The organism is Pseudonocardia kunmingensis, from assembly GCF_006716445.1.
Classification (GTDB): domain Bacteria; phylum Actinomycetota; class Actinomycetes; order Mycobacteriales; family Pseudonocardiaceae; genus Pseudonocardia; species Pseudonocardia kunmingensis.
In genome coordinates, this window is the sequence record NZ_VFPA01000007.1 from 211,093 (window position 1) to 230,685 (window position 19,593).

Annotated in this window: 21 protein-coding genes; 7 read left to right on the plus strand and 14 right to left on the minus strand. The window is 76.1% G+C overall.

Annotated features, from left to right (window positions below):
* On the minus strand, positions 1 to 1,125 hold the full coding sequence (locus tag FB558_RS39970; protein WP_142063962.1) for a cobalamin-independent methionine synthase II family protein: 1,125 nt from the start codon (positions 1,123 to 1,125) through the stop codon (positions 1 to 3).
* A gap of 61 nt (positions 1,126 to 1,186) precedes the next feature.
* Here FB558_RS39970 and FB558_RS39975 point away from each other — a divergent pair, with 61 nt between their 5' ends.
* The gene (locus FB558_RS39975) at positions 1,187 to 2,533 is read left to right on the plus strand and encodes an MFS transporter (RefSeq protein ID WP_246107106.1); all 1,347 of its coding nucleotides are present in this window, start codon (positions 1,187 to 1,189) and stop codon (positions 2,531 to 2,533) included.
* 9 nt (positions 2,534 to 2,542) lie between these two features.
* Here FB558_RS39975 and FB558_RS39980 read toward each other — a convergent pair whose 3' ends face one another.
* The 5 genes from FB558_RS39980 to FB558_RS40000 form a co-directional block, all read right to left on the minus strand.
* Positions 2,543 to 3,538, minus strand: coding sequence for a class F sortase (locus FB558_RS39980; RefSeq protein ID WP_142063968.1), 996 nt, complete (start codon positions 3,536 to 3,538; stop codon positions 2,543 to 2,545).
* Positions 3,539 to 3,608: 70 nt separating this feature from the next.
* Entirely contained in the window at positions 3,609 to 4,346 is a 738-nt protein-coding gene (locus FB558_RS39985; RefSeq protein WP_142063971.1) for a DUF4142 domain-containing protein, read from the minus strand.
* Positions 4,347 to 4,441: 95 nt separating this feature from the next.
* The gene (locus tag FB558_RS39990; protein WP_425468161.1) at positions 4,442 to 5,812 is read right to left on the minus strand and encodes an aldehyde dehydrogenase family protein; all 1,371 of its coding nucleotides are present in this window, start codon (positions 5,810 to 5,812) and stop codon (positions 4,442 to 4,444) included.
* A 22-nt stretch (positions 5,813 to 5,834) separates the two neighbouring features.
* The gene (locus FB558_RS39995; protein WP_142063974.1) at positions 5,835 to 6,527 is read right to left on the minus strand and encodes a hypothetical protein; all 693 of its coding nucleotides are present in this window, start codon (positions 6,525 to 6,527) and stop codon (positions 5,835 to 5,837) included.
* Between the two features lie 47 nt (positions 6,528 to 6,574).
* The gene (locus FB558_RS40000; RefSeq protein ID WP_142063977.1) at positions 6,575 to 7,429 is read right to left on the minus strand and encodes an exodeoxyribonuclease III; all 855 of its coding nucleotides are present in this window, start codon (positions 7,427 to 7,429) and stop codon (positions 6,575 to 6,577) included.
* A 56-nt stretch (positions 7,430 to 7,485) separates the two neighbouring features.
* Here FB558_RS40000 and xylA point away from each other — a divergent pair, with 56 nt between their 5' ends.
* The 3 genes from xylA to FB558_RS40015 all read left to right on the plus strand — a co-directional run bounded on the left by xylA (position 7,486) and on the right by FB558_RS40015 (position 11,296).
* Positions 7,486 to 8,673, plus strand: a complete 1,188-nt coding sequence (gene xylA / locus FB558_RS40005; RefSeq protein WP_142063980.1) for a xylose isomerase — start codon at positions 7,486 to 7,488, stop codon at positions 8,671 to 8,673.
* Positions 8,670 to 10,070, plus strand: coding sequence for a xylulokinase (gene xylB / locus FB558_RS40010; RefSeq protein ID WP_142063983.1), 1,401 nt, complete (start codon positions 8,670 to 8,672; stop codon positions 10,068 to 10,070). The genes xylA and xylB overlap by 4 nt, the downstream gene beginning before the upstream one ends.
* Before the next feature lie 122 nt (positions 10,071 to 10,192).
* Positions 10,193 to 11,296, plus strand: a complete 1,104-nt coding sequence (locus tag FB558_RS40015) for an ROK family protein (protein WP_246107107.1) — start codon at positions 10,193 to 10,195, stop codon at positions 11,294 to 11,296.
* A 196-nt stretch (positions 11,297 to 11,492) separates the two neighbouring features.
* Here the strand turns inward: FB558_RS40015 and FB558_RS40020 are convergent, their stop codons facing one another.
* Positions 11,493 to 12,233 (minus strand): hypothetical protein, encoded by a 741-nt coding sequence (locus FB558_RS40020; RefSeq protein WP_142063989.1) that lies wholly within the window; start codon positions 12,231 to 12,233, stop codon positions 11,493 to 11,495.
* A gap of 126 nt (positions 12,234 to 12,359) precedes the next feature.
* Here FB558_RS40020 and FB558_RS40025 point away from each other — a divergent pair, with 126 nt between their 5' ends.
* Both FB558_RS40025 and FB558_RS40030 read left to right on the plus strand, forming a co-directional pair.
* Positions 12,360 to 13,046, plus strand: coding sequence for a response regulator transcription factor (locus FB558_RS40025; protein ID WP_142063992.1), 687 nt, complete (start codon positions 12,360 to 12,362; stop codon positions 13,044 to 13,046).
* Positions 13,043 to 14,452 (plus strand): sensor histidine kinase, encoded by a 1,410-nt coding sequence (locus FB558_RS40030; RefSeq protein WP_142063995.1) that lies wholly within the window; start codon positions 13,043 to 13,045, stop codon positions 14,450 to 14,452. Before FB558_RS40025 ends, FB558_RS40030 begins: the two co-directional genes overlap by 4 nt.
* Before the next feature lie 42 nt (positions 14,453 to 14,494).
* Here FB558_RS40030 and FB558_RS40035 read toward each other — a convergent pair whose 3' ends face one another.
* Positions 14,495 to 15,493, minus strand: a complete 999-nt coding sequence (locus FB558_RS40035; protein WP_142064407.1) for a potassium channel family protein — start codon at positions 15,491 to 15,493, stop codon at positions 14,495 to 14,497.
* Between the two features lie 132 nt (positions 15,494 to 15,625).
* Positions 15,626 to 16,726, minus strand: coding sequence for a saccharopine dehydrogenase family protein (locus FB558_RS40040; protein ID WP_142063998.1), 1,101 nt, complete (start codon positions 16,724 to 16,726; stop codon positions 15,626 to 15,628).
* Positions 16,727 to 16,801: 75 nt separating this feature from the next.
* Between FB558_RS40040 and FB558_RS40045 the strand changes: the two genes are divergently transcribed.
* Positions 16,802 to 17,344, plus strand: coding sequence for a DUF1697 domain-containing protein (locus FB558_RS40045; protein ID WP_170231783.1), 543 nt, complete (start codon positions 16,802 to 16,804; stop codon positions 17,342 to 17,344).
* Position 17,345: 1 nt separating this feature from the next.
* Here FB558_RS40045 and FB558_RS40050 read toward each other — a convergent pair whose 3' ends face one another.
* From FB558_RS40050 to FB558_RS40070, 5 genes are all read right to left on the minus strand, one after another.
* Entirely contained in the window at positions 17,346 to 17,765 is a 420-nt protein-coding gene (locus tag FB558_RS40050; protein WP_425468162.1) for a helix-turn-helix domain-containing protein, read from the minus strand.
* A 163-nt stretch (positions 17,766 to 17,928) separates the two neighbouring features.
* On the minus strand, positions 17,929 to 18,405 hold the full coding sequence (locus tag FB558_RS44185) for a hypothetical protein (protein WP_211367184.1): 477 nt from the start codon (positions 18,403 to 18,405) through the stop codon (positions 17,929 to 17,931).
* Positions 18,402 to 18,617 (minus strand): hypothetical protein, encoded by a 216-nt coding sequence (locus tag FB558_RS40060; RefSeq protein ID WP_142064004.1) that lies wholly within the window; start codon positions 18,615 to 18,617, stop codon positions 18,402 to 18,404. The genes FB558_RS44185 and FB558_RS40060 overlap by 4 nt, the downstream gene beginning before the upstream one ends.
* 135 nt (positions 18,618 to 18,752) lie before the next feature.
* The gene (locus tag FB558_RS40065) at positions 18,753 to 19,055 is read right to left on the minus strand and encodes a hypothetical protein (RefSeq protein ID WP_142064006.1); all 303 of its coding nucleotides are present in this window, start codon (positions 19,053 to 19,055) and stop codon (positions 18,753 to 18,755) included.
* Between the two features lie 47 nt (positions 19,056 to 19,102).
* Entirely contained in the window at positions 19,103 to 19,543 is a 441-nt protein-coding gene (locus FB558_RS40070; protein ID WP_142064009.1) for an Hsp20/alpha crystallin family protein, read from the minus strand.
* Positions 19,544 to 19,593: the final 50 nt, after the last annotated feature.

The following is a 19,593-nucleotide window of genomic DNA, read 5'->3' on the forward strand; positions in this document are numbered from 1 at the left end:
TCAGGGGGTGGCCAGGGTGGCGCCCTCGGTCAGGGAGCGCAGCTTGGCCCAGGCGATGCGCGGGTCCACCCCGTCCCGGCCGGTCGCCGTCGTCGCCATCCCGCAGTCGGTGGCGGCGAGCACCCGGTCGGGTCCGACGATCCGCGCGTAGTGCGCGATCCGCTGGGCGACCAGCTCGGGGTGCTCGACGTAGTTGGTGGTGCTGTCGATGACGCCGGGCATGAGCACCGTGTCGTCGGGCAGGGCGCGGCCGGCGAACACCGCCCACTCGTGGGCGTGCCGGGGGTTCGCGGCCTCGAACGAGATCGTGGCGGCGCGGGCGGTGAGCACGATGTCCAGGATGTCGCGCAGCGGGACGTCGCGGTGGTGGGGCCCCTCGTAGTTGCCCCAGCACATGTGCAGGCGGACGCGCTCGCGCGGGACGTCGCGCAGCGCGGTGTTCAGCGCGGCGACGTTCTCCGCCACCCGCTCGCGGTGGGCGCGCAACCCCTCCTCGCCGTCGGGGAAGGCGGCCCGGCCCGCGGCCAGGTCGGGGCAGTCGACCTGCAGCACGAGCCCCGCCCGGTGGATCGCGTCGTACTCGGTCTTCATTGCCTCGGCCAGCGCGGCCAGGTAGGCGAGGCGGTCGCCGTGGTGCTCGTCGTCGACGAACATCGCGATGACGCCCGGCGAGGCTGCGCTCAGGAACAGCTCACCGGCCCCGGCGGCGTCCCCGGCGGCCCGCAGGGTCGCGATGTCCGCCTCCACCGCTCCCGGGTCCGCGTAGGCGACCGGGCCGCGGCAGACCGGGATCCGCACGTCGCGGAACGGGGTCCGGTCGGAGAGCCGCTGCGCATACTCGGGGAACCCGTCGAGCGCCGGGTTGGGTCGCGGCTGCCGCGTCTCGACCGTGGCCAGGCCGGTGAGCCTGCCCCGCACGTACGTCACGTAGCTGATCTTGGCGAGCTCCCCGTCGTTCACGACGTCGAGACCGGTCTCGACCTGCCGGCGCACGCAGTCGGCGACGGCGGCGCGCACCTCGTCCTGGTCGAGCGGCGCTCCCCCGCGCTCCCGCTCGGTGAGGGCGGCCAGCAGCGGAGCCGGGCGCGGCAGGCTGCCGGTATGCGTGGTGCGGACCAGTGGCATGCCGACCTCCACGGGGAACGCAGTTGACCTCGACCCGTGTGCAGGTTGCACGATTCTCCCCGTGACCGCACCCACCACCGTCCGCGCCGAGCTGTTCGGACCCGACCGACGTGCGACGACCGTCGGCATCGTGCTGCTGATCAGCCTCGTCGCGTTCGAGGCGATGGGGGTCGGCACGGCGATGCCCGCGCTCGTCGACGACCTCGGCGGCGTCTCGCTCTACGCGCTGCCGTTCGTGTCCTTCATGGCGGCAGCGGTGTTCGGCACCGTGCTCGGCGGGCGCTGGTGCGACCGCGCCGGGCCGCGGGTGCCGCTGGTGGCGGCGCCGCTGCTGTTCGGCCTCGGGCTGCTCGTCGCCGGCACGGCCACGACCATGACCCAGCTGATCGTCGGCCGGGTGCTGCAGGGGCTCGGCGCGGGCGCGCAGGGTGTGGCGGTCTACGTGCTGGTCGCGATCGTCTACCCGGAACGCGCGCGGCCCGCGGTCTTCGCGCTGCTCTCGTCGGCGTGGGTGCTGCCTGCGCTGCTCGGCCCGCCGGTCTCCGGTGTCGTCACCGAGGCCGTGTCGTGGCACTGGGTGTTCCTGGGGCTGGTCCCCCTCGTGCTGGTGGCCGTGGGCCTGGTCCTGCCGGGCATCCGGATGCTGGAGCGCCGCGTCCCCGATCCCGACCGCGCGCAGCGCCCCGGAGTGGTGCTCGCGGCGCTCGCCGCGGCCGCCGGGGTGGCCGCGCTGAGCTGGGCCTCCCAGGAGGCCTCGCTGCTCGCAGCCGGTGTGGCCGCCGCCGCGATCGCGGTCCTCGTGCCGGCGCTGGCGCGGCTGCTGCCGCGCGGGGTGTTCCGGCTGCGCCGCGGCATCTCCACGGTGGTGGCGATGCGCGGCCTGCTCGCGGCTGTGTTCTTCACCGTGAACTCCTACGTGCCGCTGATGCTGAGTGCCACCCACGGGTGGTCGCTGGCCGCGGCGGGCATCCCGCTGATCGTCGGCGCGTTGAGCTGGTCGGCCGCCTCGGCCTGGCAGGGCCGGCACCCCGACCTGCCCCGCCCGCAGCTGCTGCGCGCCGGGTTCGGGGCGCTCGCCGTGGGCACGGCGGGCATGTTGCTGGTGGCTCCGGCGTGGGGCGTGCCGTGGCTCGCGCTGCTGTTCTGGGGGATCGCGGGGGCCGGGATGGGGCTGGGGTTCTCGTCGGTGTCCTACCTGCTGCTGCAGCAGTCGGCGCAGGACGAGGTCGGGTTCCACTCGTCGGCCGCGCAGATCGCCGACCAGCTCGGCGGGGCGGTCATGATCGGGGCCGGCGGGGCCCTCCTGGCGCTGCTCGGCCCGCCCGCCGTGGCGCTGCCGGTGCTCGTGGCCGGGCTGACGGCGGTGGCCGTGCTCGGCGTGGCGACGGCGCGGCGCACCGCGGTGTGAGCCTGGGCGTCAGACCGGCTCGGCGAAGACGACGACGTTGTCCGCGTAGTGCCGGGTGGCGCGGTCGAACGCGCCACCACAGGTGATCAGCACCAGCCGTGCGGGTCCGCCGGCGGCGAACACCTCGGGTGGCAGCTCGGCCTTGGCGTACTGGCGCCGGGCCGTGACCCGGTAGCGGAAGTCGCGCCCGTCGGCGCCGCGCAGGACGAGCTCCTCCCCCGCGCCGACGTGGCGCAGCACGGCCAGCGCGCCCAGACCGGCGTCGCGGGAGTCGACGTGCCCGGCGATCACCGTGGTCCCGGCCGCGCTGCCGGCGAGCGCGCTCGGCGACCACCATCCCACGGTCGAGGGCGGCTCGGGCACCAGGAGCGCGCCGGCGGGCCCCGTGGTGACCGCGACGACCGGCGCCCGCACGTCGCGGGCCGGGAGGGTCAGCTCCACCGGCGCGGTCCCCGGCACGACAGCTGGTCGGGGTGGTGCCGGCTCGGCGAACGAGAGCAGGCGCGCGCCGTCCGGCGGCGCGAGGGGGCCCGCGGGGGGTGAGAGCCGCGATCCGGCCGGGACGGGGCCGGGCGCCGCGATCTCCCCGACGACCGGGGCGGGCACGGCCGCGACGAGGTTCACCCCGGCCAGCACGCACAGCACGCCCGCGGCCGCGAGCGCCTGCGCCGTCCGGCGTCCGGCCCGTGCCGCGGGCCCGGCGTCGCGGCGGGGGACACCGTCGTGGTCGGCACCGCCGTCGCGCCCTGCGGAACGCCGATCGCCCCGCGTGGCCGGGGCGGCGGGGACGTGCGGGGCAGCGGCACCTCGTGCCCCGCGGCGCGCTGCCGGCCCGCCGCCCTCCGGGCCGTCGCCGGGGTGTCCGCCGCTGCCGGGGCTCCTGCGGTCAGGGTGCTCGCCCCCGGTCCGGCGAGCGCCCCTCCCGGTGGTGGCCTCGCTCGCGGCGGGGCCGGCCGGGCCGCTGCCGCAGGCCGGACGGGCGCGACCGTCGGTCCTGCCCGTCACGCGGCCCTCCGGGGCCCCTGCCGGCCGGTGTCGGCGGCGCGCAGCCCGTCCTCCGATCCGGCGTCGACCGTCAGGCGCGGCGGCGCCACCACAGCGCACCGGCGAGCAGGGCCACGCCGAGCCCGACCAGGCCGGCGGCCATCGGCGCGACGTCGGCACCGGCCGCCTGACCGCCACTGCCGGCGTCGACGGCCTCCGGCGTGCCGGCCCCGGCCGGTGCGGCGGCCTGCTGGAGCTCGGCCTCGAGCGCGTCGAGCCGGTTCAGCGCCTCCTGCGCGGCGGCCTTCGCCTCGTCCGAGGCGTTCTCGTCGGCGAGCACGGCGTTCGCCGCGTCCCGTGCCTCCTGCTGCATCTGCATGGCGGCCCGCAGCCACGCCGCGTCGAACTGCTCGCCGGTCCGGGCGCGCAGGTCGGCGAGCGCCGCCTCCTGCTCGGCAGTGGGCTCGGCCTCGAGCGTCCCGCCCGCGCTCGCGCTCATCCGGTCGAGCACGGCCTGCCCGTCGGTGGCGAGCTGCGTCCCGAGGTCGCGCACGGGCTGGCTGACGCCCTGGGCCTGGCCGAGGCCGCCGAGCGCCGCGAGCGCGGCAGCACCCTGGCCCGCGGCGGCGAGGGGGTCGCCCTGCTGGGCGCTGCCGCCCTGCTCACCCGCGGGGTTCTGCTGGTCCGCGGGAGCGCCGGGCGCGGACGCCGGTGGCATCTCGGCCTGGTCGGGCGAGCCGCAGCCCGACACGGCGCCGAACACGACGCCGAGGACGGCGGTCACCGCGATCGCGTGCGCGAAGATCTTCCTGATGGGACGCGTTCGCACGGTTCCTCCTTCGTCGGGCGGACGCCCAGCACCGTTGCGCCGAATGGCCTAATGCGCAGCACGGAACCGGGAATTCCGCCCGGACGTGTGAAGGATCAGGACGGAGGCGGGGCCGCGGCGAGGTGCACGACCTTCACGGCGGTCATCTCGTCGAGCAGCTCGGGGCCGAACCCGAACCCGGAACCGCTCGCCCGCCGCGGTTGCGACGCCCCGCCGGGAGCGCCGCCGAACACGTCGTTGACCTTCACGGTGCCCACCGGCAGCTCCCGCCACGCGGCCTGCGCGTGGGCCTGGTCGGCGGTGAGCACGGTGGCGGCGAGCCCGTAGCGGTCCTCGCCCGCCTCCCGCAGCGCGGTGGCGAAGTCCGGGACGACGCGCACCGGGGCGACCGGGCCGAACGTCTCCTCGCACAGCACGGCCATGTCCGGTACGCAGCCGATCAGGACGGTGGGCGGGTAGAACGCCCCGGGCCCGTCCGGGACCGCGCCGCCGGTGAGCGCGTGCGCGCCGGCGTCCAGGGCGCCCTGGACGTGCCCGTGCACGTGGTTGCGGTGCGCCCGGTCGACCAGCGGGCCGATCCGCTGCGCCCACTGCTGCGCCTCCCGGGTGAGCGCGGCGAGGAACGGGTCGGCCACCGACGCGTGCACGTAGATCCGTTCGACGGACACGCAGATCTGGCCCGCGTTGGCGAACGACCCGAGCGCGGCCTGGGCGGCCGCCCACTCCGGGTCGACGCCGTCGTCGACGATCAGGGGGTCGTTGCCGCCGTTCTCCAGCAGGGCGCGGGCCCCGGTCCGGGCGCACACCTCGGCGATCCGCCGTCCGGTGGCCGTACTGCCGACGTGCGCCACGACGTCGACGGGCGCCCCGGCGAGCTCCGCGCCGACGGCGCCGTCCCCGTCGACGATCTCGAGCACGCCGTCGGGCAGGTGGGCGGCCACGAGCTCGGCGAACCGGCGCCCGGTCCGCGGGCAGCGCTCGCTGGGCTTGTGCACGACGGTGTTGCCGGTGGCGAGCGCCGCGCCGATCAGCCCGGCGGCCACGGCGACCGGGTCGTTCCACGGCGTCAGCACGGCGACGACGCCGCGGGGCTCGGGGATCATCAGGTCCGTGGCGTCCCAGCCGCCGTGCAGGCTGCGGCCGCGGTGCACGGGCCCGAGCTCGGCGTACTGCACGAGCGTCCCGATGCCCGCGTCCACACCGCCCCGGGCGTCGTCCGCGGGCTTGCCGGTCTCACCGGTGTTGAGCGCGGCCAGCTCGTCGGCCGCTTCCCGCACGGCCTGCGCCGCCGCGTGCAGGGCGGCTCCGCGTTCGGCGGCCGGTGTGCGGGCCCATCCGCTCGCGGCGGCGCGCGCCGCGCGTACGGCCTCGTCACAACGCTCCGCGGACGCCACCGGGACGCGACTGGCGACCTCTCCGGTGCGCGGGTCCAGGACGGTCAGCTCACGGTTCTCCAGCACGGTCACCCGGGAGCAGTACCCGGGAGGATCACCCGTGATGCGGCGGAGGCGGACCCCACGGCGGGGGCGCGCCGGGACCGGGCGGTGTCCAGGGCGGGGCCTGCGGCGGCCACGGCGGCTGGGGACCGGGCCCACCCATCGGGAACGGCCCGCCCCTGGGCGCGGACGCCGGTCGCCGTGACACCAGCAGCAGCACCGCCGCCGCGAGCGCCAGCAGCCCGGCCAGCAGGATCAGGTACCCGCCTGCGCCGACGCCTGCCGTGGCCCGGAAGCCGCTGTCCGGGCCGGCCTGCGCGACGGCCGCGCGCACGTCCCGCAAGGACGTGAGCAGGTCCATCCAGATCACCGCCACGACCCCGACCAGCAGGCCGCCCACGCCGACCCCGAACGACCGGCCCGTGCCCGGGTCCCGGCGGGAGCTCAGGAACAGCACGACCGCGGCGGCCAGCGCGAGCACCGCGGCCACGGTCAGCGGGACCCCGTGCAGGGATCCGGACGAGGTGGGTGGCTCCTCCGGCGCGGGCTCCACGGTGATGCCCCAGCCGGTCGTCGTGCTGGTCGTCGGCGCCGTGTAGTCCGACTCGTAGTGGTAGACGTGGAACGCGGCGAAGCTCCCACCCAGCGCCAGCGCGGCGGCGACGGCGAGCAGCGCGGTGGCGACCAGGCGCGGCACCTGCGGCCCGGGCGGGTCGAACTGCGGATATCCGTACACCCCCGACATGCGCTCACTGTCCCAGGCGCCTCGCCGCGCGGCCAGGACGGCGGCCGTCAGGTCCGGTGCGGCAGCTTCGCGGGCGTCGACGGCGGCGGCACGACCGGGCCGATGTCGCCGTCGGGCGCGGTGTCGAGATCGATGATCACCGGGGCGTGGTCGCTCGGCCCGCTGCCCTTGCGCGCCTTGCGGTCGACCCAGGCGGCGGCCACCCGGCCCGCGGGCTCGGCACCGGCGAGCACCAGGTCGATGCGCATGCCGAGGTCCTTGTGGAACCGGCCCGCGCGGTAGTCCCAGTAGGTGAACACCCGCTCGCCGGGCCAGCGGTCGCGCACCACGTCGTGCAGGCCGAGGCCGGCGAGCTCGGCGAGCGCCTTGCGTTCGGCCGGCGTCACGTGCGTGGAGTGCACGAACAGCGCGGGGTCCCACAGGTCGTCGTCGGTGGGGGCGATGTTGACGTCGCCCGCGACGACGGCGGTGGACGGGTCGGTGATCGACCCCCGCAGTGCCGCGAGCCACTCGAGCTTGTAGCGGTAGTGCGGATCGTCGGGCGTGCGGCCGTTGGGCACGTACACCGAGGTGACCCGCAGGCCGCCGCAGGTGGCCGTCACGGCGCGGGCCTCGGGCGCCGACTCGGGCGTGGGGTAGCGCGGCTCGTCGGGCAGTCCGCGCACCACGTCGTCCAGGCCGACGCGCGACAGCAGCGCCACCCCGTTCCAGCGGCCCTCGCCGTGGTGCGCCACCGCGTACCCGCGCTCGGCCAGCGGCGCCGCGAACGCCTCGTCGAACGCCTCGTCGGACAGCTTCGTTTCCTGCAGGCACACGACGTCGGGCGCGCGCTCGTCCAGCCAGGGCAGCAGCCGGGGCAGCCGGGAGAGGGCGGAGTTCACGTTCCACGTAGCCAGACGCACCTGCGGCACGCTACCGTGCAGGAGTTTGTACGATGGCCGAACAAAGGGGTTACTCCATGTCGCTGCAGCCCACCCGCGAGGACCGGTTCAGCTTCGGGCTCTGGACCGTCGGCTGGCCCGCCAACGACCCGTTCGGCACGGCCACCCGCCCCGCGCTGGACCCGGTCGAGTCCGTGCACCGGCTGTCCGAGCTGGGCGCGTGGGGCGTGACCTTCCACGACGACGACCTCATCCCCTTCGGCACCGACGACGCCGAGCGCGACCGGATCATCGCGCGCTTCAAGGCCGCGCTGGCCGAGACCGGGATGGTCGTCCCGATGATGACCACCAACCTGTTCACCCACCCGGTGTTCAAGGACGGCGGCTTCACCAGCAACGACCGCGGCGTGCGCCGCTTCGCGCTGCGCAAGGTGCTCCGCAACATCGACCTGGCCGCCGAGCTGGACGCCACCACCTACGTGTTCTGGGGCGGCCGCGAGGGCGCCGAGGTCGACTCCGGCAAGGACGTCGCCGCCGCGCTGGACCGCTACCGCGAGGGCATCGACACGCTCGCCGCGTACGTCAAGGAGCAGGGTTACGGCATCCGCTTCGCCATCGAGCCGAAGCCGAACGAGCCCCGCGGCGACATCCTGCTGCCCACGGCGGGCCACGCGCTCGCGTTCATCGCCGAGCTCGAGCACGGCGACATCGTCGGCATCAACCCCGAGGTCGGCCACGAGCAGATGGCCGGGCTCAACTACACCGCGGGCATCGCGCAGGCGCTGTGGGCCGGGAAGCTGTTCCACATCGACCTGAACGGCCAGCGCGGCATCAAGTACGACCAGGACCTGATCTTCGGCCACGGCGACCTGCTCAACGCGTTCTCCACGGTCGACCTGCTGGAGAACGGCGCTCCCGGCGGGGGCCCGAAGTACGACGGCCCGCGCCACTTCGACTACAAGCCGCTGCGCACCGAGGACGTCGACGGCGTGTGGGCGTCGGCGGCGGCCAACATGAGGACCTACCTGATCCTCAAGGAGCGCGCGCTGGCGTTCCGCGCCGACCCCGAGGTGGCCGAGGCGATGGCCGTCTCCGGCGTGACGGACCTGTCCAAGCCGACGCTGAACCCGGGCGAGACGGTCGCCGACCTGAAGGCCGACCGCTCGGCGTACGAGGACTTCGACGCGGTCAAGGCCGGTGAGCGCGGCTACGGATTCGTGCGCCTGGCGCAGCTGGCGCTGGAGCACCTCACCGGCGTCCGATGAGCCTCGTCGCGGGGGTCGACTCGTCGACCCAGTCGTGCACCGTCGTGATCCGGGACGCCGCCACCGGCGCCCTGGTCCGGTCGGGCAGCGCGAAGCACCCCGACGGCACCGAGGTCGATCCCGCCGCCTGGTGGGACGCGCTGCAGGCCGCCGTCGCCGACGCGGGCGGGCTCGACGGCGTCGAGGCGCTGGCCGTGTCCGGCCAGCAGCACGGGATGGTCTGCCTGGACGCCGCGGGCGAGGTGGTGCGTCCCGCGTTGCTGTGGAACGACACCCGGTCCGCGGGCGCGGCCGCCGACCTGGTCGCCGAGCTGGGCGCGAAGGAGTGGGCCGAGGCGACGGGACTGGTCCCGGTCGCGTCGTTCACGGCCACCAAGCTGCGGTGGCTCGCCGAGCACGAGCCCGAGCACGCGGCGGCGACGGCCGCGGTGTGCCTGCCGCACGACTGGCTCACGTGGAAGCTGCGCGGCACCGGTTCGCTCGCCGACCTGGTGACCGACCGCTCCGACGCCAGCGGCACCGGCTACTTCTCCGGCGTCACCGGGGAGTACCGGCTCGACCTGCTGGAACGCGCGTTCGGGCGGTCGGACGTGCGGTTGCCGCGCGTGCTCGGCCCCGGCGAGGCAGCCGGCCGGACCCCGGACGGCGTGCTGCTCGGCCCCGGTGCGGGCGACAACGCCGGGGCGGCGCTCGGGCTCGGGGCCGGTCCCGGCGACGTCGTGGTGTCGCTGGGGACGTCCGGGGTGGTGTCGGCGGTCAGCGCGACGCCGACCGCCGACGAGACCGGCATCATCGCCGGGTTCGCGTCCGCGACCGGGGACCACCTGCCGATCGTGGTCACGCTGAACGCCGCGCGGGTGCTCGACGCCGCGGCGCGGCTCCTCGGCGTCGACCACGCGGAGCTCTCGCGGCTCGCGCTGTCGGCACCCGCCGGTGCGGACGGGCTCGCGCTCGTGCCGTACCTGGAGGGCGAGCGCACGCCGAACCGCCCCGACTCGACCGGGGCCCTGCACGGGCTGACGCTGACCAGCTCCACGCCGGCGCACCTCGCGCGGGCCGCCGTGGAGGGCCTGTTGTGCGGGCTGGCGGACGCCTTCGACGCGCTGGTCGCGGCCGGCGTTCCGGTGCGGCGGGCGTTGCTGGTCGGTGGGGCCGCCCGGTCGGATGCGGTGGCCCGCATCGCGCCCGCGGTGTTCGGCCGCCCGGTGCTGCGCCCGACCCCGGGCGAGTACGTGGCCGACGGCGCTGCCCGCCAGGCGGCCTGGGTGCTCTCCGGGGCCGAGGCCCCTCCGGAGTGGGCGGCCGCGGACACCGAGGTGTTCGAGGCCGAGCCGACGCCGCGGGTCCGCGAGCGGTACGCCCAGGTCCGCGACCTGACGGCCCCGCGGCTCCCGTGACCACGCCCGATGGCGACGAACGGCACTCTCGTCGGCTAGGCACCGACGAGAGTGCCGTTCGTCGGCGGTCGGGCGGGGGTGCGGCGGGACAGCACACGGTCCGGCGGCACAACCTCGCGCTCGTGCTCTCCGAGGTCGCCGGGCCGCAGCCGCTGTCGCGGGCCGGGGTCGCCGCCCGCACCGGGCTGACCCGGGGCACCGTGTCGTCGCTGGTCGAGGAGCTGATCGGGGCCGGTCTCGTCAGCGAGCTGGCCGCCACCCGCGGCGGCCCCGGACGGCCGGCCAGCCCGCTGCAACTCGACCCGCGGGGGCCCGCCGGGCTGGGCCTGGAGGTCGGCGTGGACGCGGTCGGCGCGTGCGTCATCGACCTCACCGGCGCGGTCCGCGCCCAGCGCACGGCGCCGTCCGACCACCGTGAGGACGCGCCGGACGCGGGCCTTCTCAGGGTCGCCGCCCTCGCCCGCGAGGTCGTCGCCGAGGCCGGGCTCCCGGTCGCCGCCGCGACCGTGGCGCTGCCGGGCGTCGTCAGCGCCGACGGGGTGCTCGAGCGCGCCCCCAACCTGCCGCGCTGGGTCGACGTCGCCGTCGGCGAGGCGTTGCGCGCCCGGCTCGGCGGCCTCCCGGTCCGCCCGGGCAACGAGGCCGACCTCGCCGCCCTCGCCGAGCGGTGGGCGGGCGGGCCGCCCGACGTCGTCGTCGTCTCCGGCGGGATCGGCGTCGGTGCCGGCGTCCTCCTCGACGGCAGGCTCTTCGCCGGTGCGGGCGGGCGGGCCGGCGAGATCGGCCACGTCGTCGTCGAGCCGGACGGGCGGGCCTGCCACTGCGGTGGCCGCGGCTGCCTCGAGACCGTCGCCGGGCTGGAGGCGCTGCTGCGCCGCGCGGGCGCCCCCGATCTGGACGCGCTCGCCGCGACGCACCCCGACGCCGTCCGCGCCGCGGGCCGCGCGCTCGGCATCGCGCTGGCCGGGGCGGTGCACCTGCTCGACGTGCCGGCCGTGGTGCTGGGCGGGGCCTACCCCCGCTGCGGCCCCCTGCTGCTCGACGCCGTGCGCGCCGAGCTCGACGCCCGGGTCTTCTCCCGGTCCCGCGTCGACGTGCGCTTCTCCACCCTCGGCCCGGACGCCGCCCTGCGCGGCGCGGCCACGACCGTGGTGCAGGAGGTCCTCGCCGACCCGGGAGCCCTGATCGCGGGGAACGGTGCCGGAGCGACCGAGCTGTCGTCCTGATCGGTTCCAGCGGCAGCGGCGCGAACGCGTGACTCGCCGTGTCGGAACGGGAGACTCACCCTGTCCGAACGGGAGACTCGCCGTGTCCGAACGGGAGACTCGCCGTGTCCGAACGGGAGACTCGCGGGGTGGGGGGCAAACCTTCCGGCGAGTCTCCCGTTTCGGCAGGGTGAAAGCCCCGTTCGGGCCGGGGCCGTCAGGACGCCCGGGGCAGGATCCGGATGCCGTCCGCGCGGATGGAGGAGGCGTCGGCGGTGCCGGTGAGCACCACGACGTCGCCGACGGCCGGCTTCTGGGACAGTGCCGCCACGTCGGCCGTGACGGTGAGGCCCTCCACCGAGGTCACGGTCGCGGTGGTGCCGGTGAGCGCCGTGACCGTGCCGGTGACGCTCGCCTGCGGGGTCCACACCGAGTCGGCCGTGGCGGCGTCGCCGGTGCCCTCGATCTCGACGACCACGCGCTCGCCGGTCTGCAGGTCGCCCAGCGCGCTGTTGGACGGGCCGCCGACCTCGGTGTCGCGGTCGGTGCGCAGGGTGCGCGGGCCGGCGCCGTCGACGTTCACGACGAGCGAGCCGTCGGCCACCGACGCGACGGTGCCGATGACCACCGGGTCGTCGCCGAAGCCGAACCCGCGGGGTCCGGGGGCGTCATCGTCATCGCGATCGTCGTCGCGGTCACCGCGGTCGTCGTCGCCCCAGCGGCCCGGGCCGCCCTCGCCCCACGGACCGCGCTCCACGGGGGAGGACCAGCCGGCCCGGTCGAAGCCGGGCCCGAAGCGGCCGCGGTCGTCGTCCGGCCAGAGGACGGCGGCGGTGACGCCGGCGATCACCACCAGGGCGGCGACGACCGCGGTGATCACGACGCCGCGACTGCGCAGCCGCGAGCGCCAGGGAGGGCGCTGCGTGGTCTGCGTGGTGGGCGGTTCGGTGCTGCTCATCTGCTGCTCCCCTCGGAGGTGTGCGTTCTCGTCCCCACCGACGCTGCGCCGCGTTCCTGAAGGCGACCTGAAGCTCGCCGACACCTTCAGCCGATCTTCAGGCGAGGTGGCGCGGGCGCCGGGAGAATGGGTGGCGTGACCGCGCGCGTGCTGGTGGTGGAGGACGCCGAGGCGATCCGCTCCGGCGTGGTCGCCGGCCTCACCGAGGCCGGCTTCGGCGCCGCAGGGCGCGTCGACGGCCGCGGCCTCGAGGACGACCTCGCGACGTTCCGCCCGGACCTGGTCGTGCTCGACGTGATGCTGCCCGGCCGCGACGGCTTCGCCCTGCTGGACGTGGTGCGCAGGCACAGTGACGCGGGCGTGGTGATGCTGACCGCGCGCGACGCCGTCGACGACCGGCTGCGCGGCCTGCACGGCGGCGCCGACGACTACGTGGTGAAGCCGTTCGCGCTGGCCGAGCTGGTCGCGCGGGTGACGGCGGTGCTGCGCCGGATGGGTCGCACGCCCTCGACGGTCGCGGTGGGCGACCTGGTCGTCGACGCGGCGGCGGGCACCGTGCTGCGCGGCGGCGCGCCGGTGGAGCTCACCGCCACCGAGCTGCGGCTGCTGGACTACCTCGCCGCGCAGCGCGGCCGCGTCGTGAGCAAGGGGCAGATCCTCACCCGGGTCTGGGGGTACACCGACTACGACCCCAACCTCGTGGAGGTGCACGTCTCGGCGCTGCGCCGCAAGCTCGGCGAGCCCCGGCTGGTGCACACCGTGCGGGGGCTCGGGTACGTCCTGCGCACCGACGGTGACGAGGCGCCCGCATGACGGCCCCGCTCAGGACGGTGTCGCTGCGCCGCCGCGTCACGGTGCTCAGCCTCACCGTGCTCGCCGCCGTGCTGCTGGTGGTCGGGGTCCTGACCGACGTCGTGTTCAGCGCGCAGATCCGCAACGAGCTGCGCGAGCAGCTCGACGTGCGGGCCGCCCTCGCCGGGCAGCTCGTCGCGCAGGGGGTCCCGGCCGCGGAGGTGGCCCGCCGGGTGGAGGCGCCGGGCATCCGCGCGGAGGTCGTCGCCGCCGACGGCACCGTCTACGAGGGCGACCCGGACGACGACGACCGGTGGTCCGGGCCGCCGTGGCGCGGCGGGCAGCCGGACGCCGAGCGCGACGACGGCTGGTGGGACGACTCCCGCGACGGCGACGGCGACGGCCGCGACGGTGACCGCGACGACGACCGCGACGCGCAGGTGCTCGCGCAGCCGCTGGCCGACGGCTCGCAGCTCACGCTCGTGGCGAGTGGTGGCCCGGTGAGCGGTGCCCAGCAGCTGCTGCGCCGCACGCTGTTCGTGCTGAGCCTCGCGGCGCTGGCGGTGGCCGGGATCGTCACGCTGCTCACCACGCGCGTGGCGCTCGCGCCGCTGGACGCGATGACGGCGGTGGCGCGCTCGATCACCGGCGGGAACCGCGGGCGGCGGCTGGCCCCCGCCCGGACCGACACGGAGCTGGGCCGCACGGCCGCGGCGTTCGACGCCATGCTCGACGAGCTGGAGGGCGCGGAGGCCACCGCGCGGGCGGAGGAGGCCCGGACCCGGCGGTTCGTCGCCGACGCCGCCCACGAGCTGCGCACGCCGCTCGCCGGGGTGCAGGCGGTCGCCGAGGCGGCGATGGCGCCGGACATGCCCGTCGAGGAGCGCGAGCGGCTGCACCTGTTGCTGCTGCGGGAGAGCCGGCGCGCGGGCCGGCTGGTGGACGACCTGCTGGTGCTCGCGCGGCTCGACGCGGGCCTCGAGCTGCGCCGCGAGCCGGTGGACCTGCGGGAGCTCGCCCGCGCCGAGGCGGAACGGGCGCAGCTGCTCGCGCCGGACCAGCGGGTGGAGGTGTCCGGCGACGCGGTGCCCGTGGCCGGTGATCCCTCGCGGCTCGCCCAGGTGCTGGGCAACCTGCTCGACAACGCCCGCCGCCACGCCGGTCCGGGCTCGGTCGCCGTCACCGTGTCCGCGGGCGACCCGGCCACCGTGCTCGTCGCCGACGACGGCCCGGGCGTACCGCCCGGGGACCGGGAGCGGATCTTCGACCGGCTCGTGCGCCTCGACGAGGCCCGCGGCGGCGACGGGGGCGCCGGGCTCGGGCTCGCGATCGCCCGGGGCATCGCGCGTGCCCACGGCGGCGACCTGCGCTGCGTCGACCCGCCGTCCGGGCGCGGCGCGACGTTCGCGCTGACCCTGCCGTCGTGAGTGGATACGAGTGCTGGAGCACTCGTATCCACTCACGGGCTCTCAATCCTCGTCGGGCAGCGTGACCTTCCTGATGTAGAGCAGCCGGTCGCCGCGCTCGAGGGCGTCGACGGCGGAGGCGTCCACGCGGAACAGGTCGTCGCCGCGCACCACGCCGAGCACGATGTCGGCCAGGTGCCGCGGCGACCCCCCGACCTCGGACTCCTCCACCTCCCGCTCGCTGATCGCGAACCCGGCGTCGGGGGTGAGCAGGTCCTCCACCACCTCCACGACGCTCGGCGTGGTGGTCGCCATGCCGAGCAGCCGGCCGGCCGTCTCCGCCGAGACGATCACCGAGTTGGCGCCGGACTGGCGCAGCAGGTGCACGTTCTCCGACTCGCGCACGGAGGCGACGATCCGGACGTCCGGGGCGAGCTCGCGCGCGGTGAGGGTGACCAGCACCGCGGTGTCGTCTCGGTTGGTGGCCACGACGATGGCGGCCGCTTGCTGCAGCCCGGCGATCCGCAGCACGCTCGACCGGGTGGCGTTGCCGGTGACCGTGACCAGCCCGAGCGCCGACGCGGCGTCGAGCTGGGTGCGGTCGGTGTCGACGACGACGATGTCCGAGGGCTCTGCGCCGTCACCGAGCAGCGTCTCGACGGCGGCGCGCCCCTTCGTGCCGTACCCGACGACGACGGTGTGGTTGCGCACGTGGCGGCTCCAGCGGTCGATGCGAACGGCCTGCCGGGAACGCTCGGTGAGCAGTTCCACCGTGGTCCCGACCAGCACGATGAGGAACAGCAGCCGCAGCGGCGTGATGACGATCGTGGTCAGCAGCCGCGCCTCGGGCGTGACGGGCACGATGTCGCCGTAGCCGGTGGTCGACAGCGACACCGTGGCGTAGTAGAACGCGTCGCCGAGCGAGATCGGGGTGTCGCTGTTGTTGTCGACGTACCCGTCGCCGCCGAGCCACACGACGATCGCGGCGGCGGCCAGGGCGGAGAACGCGGTGACCACCCGGCGCAGCAGGGCGACTGCCGGGCTGGCGCCGGTCTCGGGCATGCGGATGAGACCGACCAGCGACGGGTCGGCGAGCGGCCGGCGCTTCGTCCGACGCTGATCCGTCACCACGGGCGGGAGAGTAGCCGCCGGGTCCCGGCCCCCGCGCGGCGACCGGCGGTGCCGCCACGATCGTCAGTCCTCCGCGACGATCCCGGCCTCGGCCGCACCCGCCACGAGCGCGTCGAGGCCGAACGCGGCCACCGCGTCGAGCGCCCCTGTGCCCTGCACGCCCTGTTCCGCGGCCCGCCCTGCGCCCCATGCCAGCAGGTCGGCGGTGATGGCGTAGGGCTCCGGCGCCGTCAACCGGGTGCGGGCGAGCAATGCGCCGGTGGCGTCGAACACCTCGGCGACGAAGTGCGACCGGGCGCGGGTGAGCGCGTCCGCGCCCGGGTCGGCGGCGAGGCGGCGCGTGACCAGGTCGACCGCGGTGGCCACCGCGCCCGCCGGGACGCGGGACAGCAACGGCGCCATCCGGGAGCCCGCGTGCACCGCGCCGCTCGCGCGGCCGAACCAGCCCAGGTAGACGTCCACGGTGCGCAGGCCCGGCGCGATGCGCGGCAGCGCGAACTGCTCGCTCGCCCCGATCGTGACGCCGGGGCGCGGCCGCCCGGCCACGTCGAACGTGCGCATCCGCGCTCCCGCGGGCTCGGTGCGCAGCGCCCCGTCCCGCCAGGCGTAGAGCGGTGTCGTGGCCGTTCCCGCCAGCGAGCGCAGCGTGCCGCGGGAGAACGGCCTGCCACCGCCGAGGTCGGTGAGGAAGTAGCCGACGTCGACGCGGTCGGCGCCCTCCCCCGCGGCCCGCAGCGCGAGCGCCCCGGCCAGCACGCCCGGCACGTAGTCGTTGCCGAACGCGGGCAGCAGCGCGGCGCCGGACCGCTGCGCGGCGGGCCCCCACCGCTCGTGCACGGCGCGGATGAACGGCGGCTCGCCGGTGGAGTCGAGGTACACGGCGCCGGCCCGGACCGCGGCCGCCACGGCAGGCGCACCGAGCGTCACGAACGGGCCGACCGTGCTGACCAGCACGTCACCCCGCCCGACGAGCGCGGCGACCGACGCCTCGTCGCCGACCGTCGCGCCGGCCGTCTCCAGCCCGCCGAGGCGCTGCGACAGCGCGCGCAGCCGGTCCGGGTCGCGGCCCGCCAGCACCGGGCGCAGCCCGCGGGCCACCATCGCCTCGGCGGTGCGCCCACCGGTGTACCCGGTGGCGCCGAACAACACGATCCGCGCGCTCATGCGTGACGACCCTACGGCGAGCCGCGGGAGCCGTCCGCATCCTCGGCGACGCCGCCCGCGCGTAGGCTGCCGGCCGTGGCCCGGTACGTCGTGCTCCTGCGCGGGATCAACGTGGGACGAGCCAAGCGCGTCGCGATGGCCGACCTGCGCGACCTGCTGACCGGCATGGGTTACGGCGCCGTGCGGACGCACCTGAACAGCGGCAACGTGGTGCTGACCGGTGACGACAGCGGCGACGCGGACACCTGTGTGCACGCCGCCCGCATCGAGGCGGCCATCCGGGACCGGCTCGGCGTGGACGTGCGCTGCGCCGTCCTCACCGCGGACGAGCTGCGGGCGATCGTCGACGGCCACCCGTTCGCCGACGTCGCCGACAACGGCTCGCGGATGATGGCCTACGTCTACGTGTCGCCGGTCGATCCCGCGCTGGTGGCCGGGCACCCACCGGTGCCGCAGGACCCTGAGCGCGCCCGCGTCGGCGACCGCGCCGTCTACCAGTGGTGCCCCGACGGCCTGATGGCCGCGCCGGACATAGGCCCGTACGTCAAGGAGCACCTGCGCACCGACGTCACCGCCCGGAACTGGAACACGATCACCACGCTCGCCGGCCTGGTGTAGGTCACGACCGGTCGGGGCGTCCGTGCAGGTCGTCGATCCGACGGCGGGCGTCGTGCAGCTCGGCACGGGCGCGGCGCAGCTCGGCGTCGCGGTCGCGCAGGTCGGCCCGCGCGTCCTCGAGGGCGTCGTCGGCCTGCCTGCGCAGCGCGTCGCTGGTCTGGAGCTGGTCCTCGAGGCCGCTGATCGCGCGGGCCGAGGCCAGCGGGTGCCCCGCGTCGAGCAGCTCCCGCAGCCGGGCGGCGAGGGCGAGCTGGCGGCGCGAGTAGCGGCGGTGGCCGCCGCCGGTGCGGTGCGGGTGCAGGACGCCGGAGGTGTCGAGGCTGCGCAGGAAAGCAGGCTGGACGTCGAGGAGCTCTGCTGCCTGCCCCATCGTGACCGAGGGGTAGTCCTCGTCGTCCAGCCTGCCCAGGTTGTTGGTCACTGCTCTTCTTCCGTTCCCGCTCGGGTCGTGTCCAGTGTGCTCATCCACCTCCCGTCCTCAGATCGTGGCCGGTCGTCCTCCGGCCGTCGTTCTCGGCCTCCCGGCGCCTGTGGGCGGACCGGTCGGCCGGCACCGAGCAGACGCTCGAGCAGCGGGTGACCGCTCAGTCGCGGCGGCCCCCGCTGGAAGTCAGCTCTCCGGACACCAGCTCCCGTGGCTCGTGCGGCTCGCCGCCGTTCAGGCGGGGCGGCGTGGCGGCGCCCGGGAACGCGGTGAAGCCGAAGTGGATCTCGCCGGAGGCGACGGTCCGTTCGGGGTGCGGTGCCGCGCGGACGTGCGCGGTGTCGGCGCGCACGATGCCCGCGGCGTCCACGGCGTCGAGCTGGGCGAGCAGCCGTGCCAGGGCGGCGGGCGCCTCGCGGGGCGCGCGGTCGGTCTGGGCGAGGGTGCGGTGCAGCGGGCCGGTGCGCCACCCGTCGGGGTCACCACTGCCCACGGGGACGGCGACCGCGACGTCGAGCAGCCACCGCGACGGCTTCCCGACGATCTCGGGTGTCTGGTGCAGCGTGATCTCCCCGACCCGGTCACCGCGGACCAGGCTCCCGTCGAGCGCCTGCAGCCACACGTTCACCAGGCTCACCTCGACCTCCTCGTCGCGTCGACGACTGCGGCGGCGCGGGACCGTCCCCGGCCGGCAGCGCCCGGGACGCCCGCCGTTCCCGGCCGGTCGTCGGGATCGTCGCCGTAGAGGCAGTCCAGCACCCTGCGGATGTCCGGGTCCGCCTCCGCCCCGTCGGGGCGGGCGGCTGGTCGGGTGGTCGTGGCGGGAACGGAGCGGTCGTCGACGAGCACGGATCACCTCACGTGTCGGAACGCGATGGGCCATCGCGTCCTGGTCAACCTCTGCCAGTGGTTCGCGCCCTCCCGGCGCTCCCCGCGCCGGGCGTCAGCGGGGGCGGCGCGGGGAGCGCCGGAGGACGCGGATCGTCACGAAGGCGGCGAGCGTTCCCGCGGCAGCGCCGGCCGCTCGCCGAGCCGCGCCCGTGGAAGAGGCCCCGGCGCGCACCGCGGCCGCGCCGGGCCCTCGCGTCCCCGCCCCGCGGCGGCGACCGCCACGACCGGGCGCGAGGTCGTGCGGACGCGGTGCCGCTGGGCGGCCGGTGCTGCCCACCCGGGCTCGTCGGCGATCAGCCGGGCCACGATCTCGCTGAACACGCGATCGACCCGGTCCCGCTCCGGGGGTTCTCCGTGGCCGGGCGGCACGGGCGGGTGCACCGGCGACGAGATCATCTGCGCACCTCCAGCTCTCCCACGACGACTGACTGCGACCGCGCCCCTCAGGCGTTGATCTCGCGGCGGCTGTCGTCCGCCGCGGAGATGGCGATCGTGCGCGGCTTGGCCTTCTCGGCGACCGGGATGCGCAGGGTCAGCACCCCGGCGTGGTAGTCGGCGTGGACGTGCTCGGTGTCCAGGCTCTCGCCGAGGAACAGCTGCCGCGAGTACACCCCCAGCGGCCGTTCCGAGACCTGCATCTCCACGTTCTCGTCGCGCAGCGACGGGCGACGCTCGGCCTTGACGGTGAGCACGTTCCGCTCGACGGACAGCTCGATCGCGGAGGGGTCGACCCCTGGCAGGTCGAACTCGACGACGAACTCGTCGCCGTGCCGGTAAGCGTCCATGGGCATGGCCGCCGGACGCGACCACGTCCCGGATGCGGCGCCGAAGGCCTGCTGCGCGAGGCGGTCGATCTCGCGGAACGGGTCGGTACGCATCAGCATCGCCAGCCACTCCTTCCTGGTTCGACAACGGTCGCGATGCGCTCCGAGCC

What these genes read in the sequence shown, in the direction of transcription:
- FB558_RS40035 (WP_142064407.1), bottom strand. Translation starts at nt 15,493, where the DNA reads ATGCCCGAGACCGGCGCCAGCCCGGCAGTCGCCCTGCTGCGCCGGGTG.
- FB558_RS39995 (WP_142063974.1), bottom strand. Translation starts at nt 6,527, where the DNA reads ATGTCGGGGGTGTACGGATATCCGCAGTTCGACCCGCCCGGGCCGCAG.
- xylB (WP_142063983.1), top strand. Translation starts at nt 8,670, where the DNA reads ATGAGCCTCGTCGCGGGGGTCGACTCGTCGACCCAGTCGTGCACCGTC.
- FB558_RS40025 (WP_142063992.1), top strand. Translation starts at nt 12,360, where the DNA reads ATGGGTGGCGTGACCGCGCGCGTGCTGGTGGTGGAGGACGCCGAGGCG.
- FB558_RS40030 (WP_142063995.1), top strand. Translation starts at nt 13,043, where the DNA reads ATGACGGCCCCGCTCAGGACGGTGTCGCTGCGCCGCCGCGTCACGGTG.
- FB558_RS40020 (WP_142063989.1), bottom strand. Translation starts at nt 12,233, where the DNA reads ATGAGCAGCACCGAACCGCCCACCACGCAGACCACGCAGCGCCCTCCC.
- FB558_RS39970 (WP_142063962.1), bottom strand. Translation starts at nt 1,125, where the DNA reads ATGCCACTGGTCCGCACCACGCATACCGGCAGCCTGCCGCGCCCGGCT.
- FB558_RS40040 (WP_142063998.1), bottom strand. Translation starts at nt 16,726, where the DNA reads ATGAGCGCGCGGATCGTGTTGTTCGGCGCCACCGGGTACACCGGTGGG.
- xylA (WP_142063980.1), top strand. Translation starts at nt 7,486, where the DNA reads ATGTCGCTGCAGCCCACCCGCGAGGACCGGTTCAGCTTCGGGCTCTGG.
- FB558_RS40070 (WP_142064009.1), bottom strand. Translation starts at nt 19,543, where the DNA reads ATGCTGATGCGTACCGACCCGTTCCGCGAGATCGACCGCCTCGCGCAG.
- FB558_RS40065 (WP_142064006.1), bottom strand. Translation starts at nt 19,055, where the DNA reads ATGATCTCGTCGCCGGTGCACCCGCCCGTGCCGCCCGGCCACGGAGAA.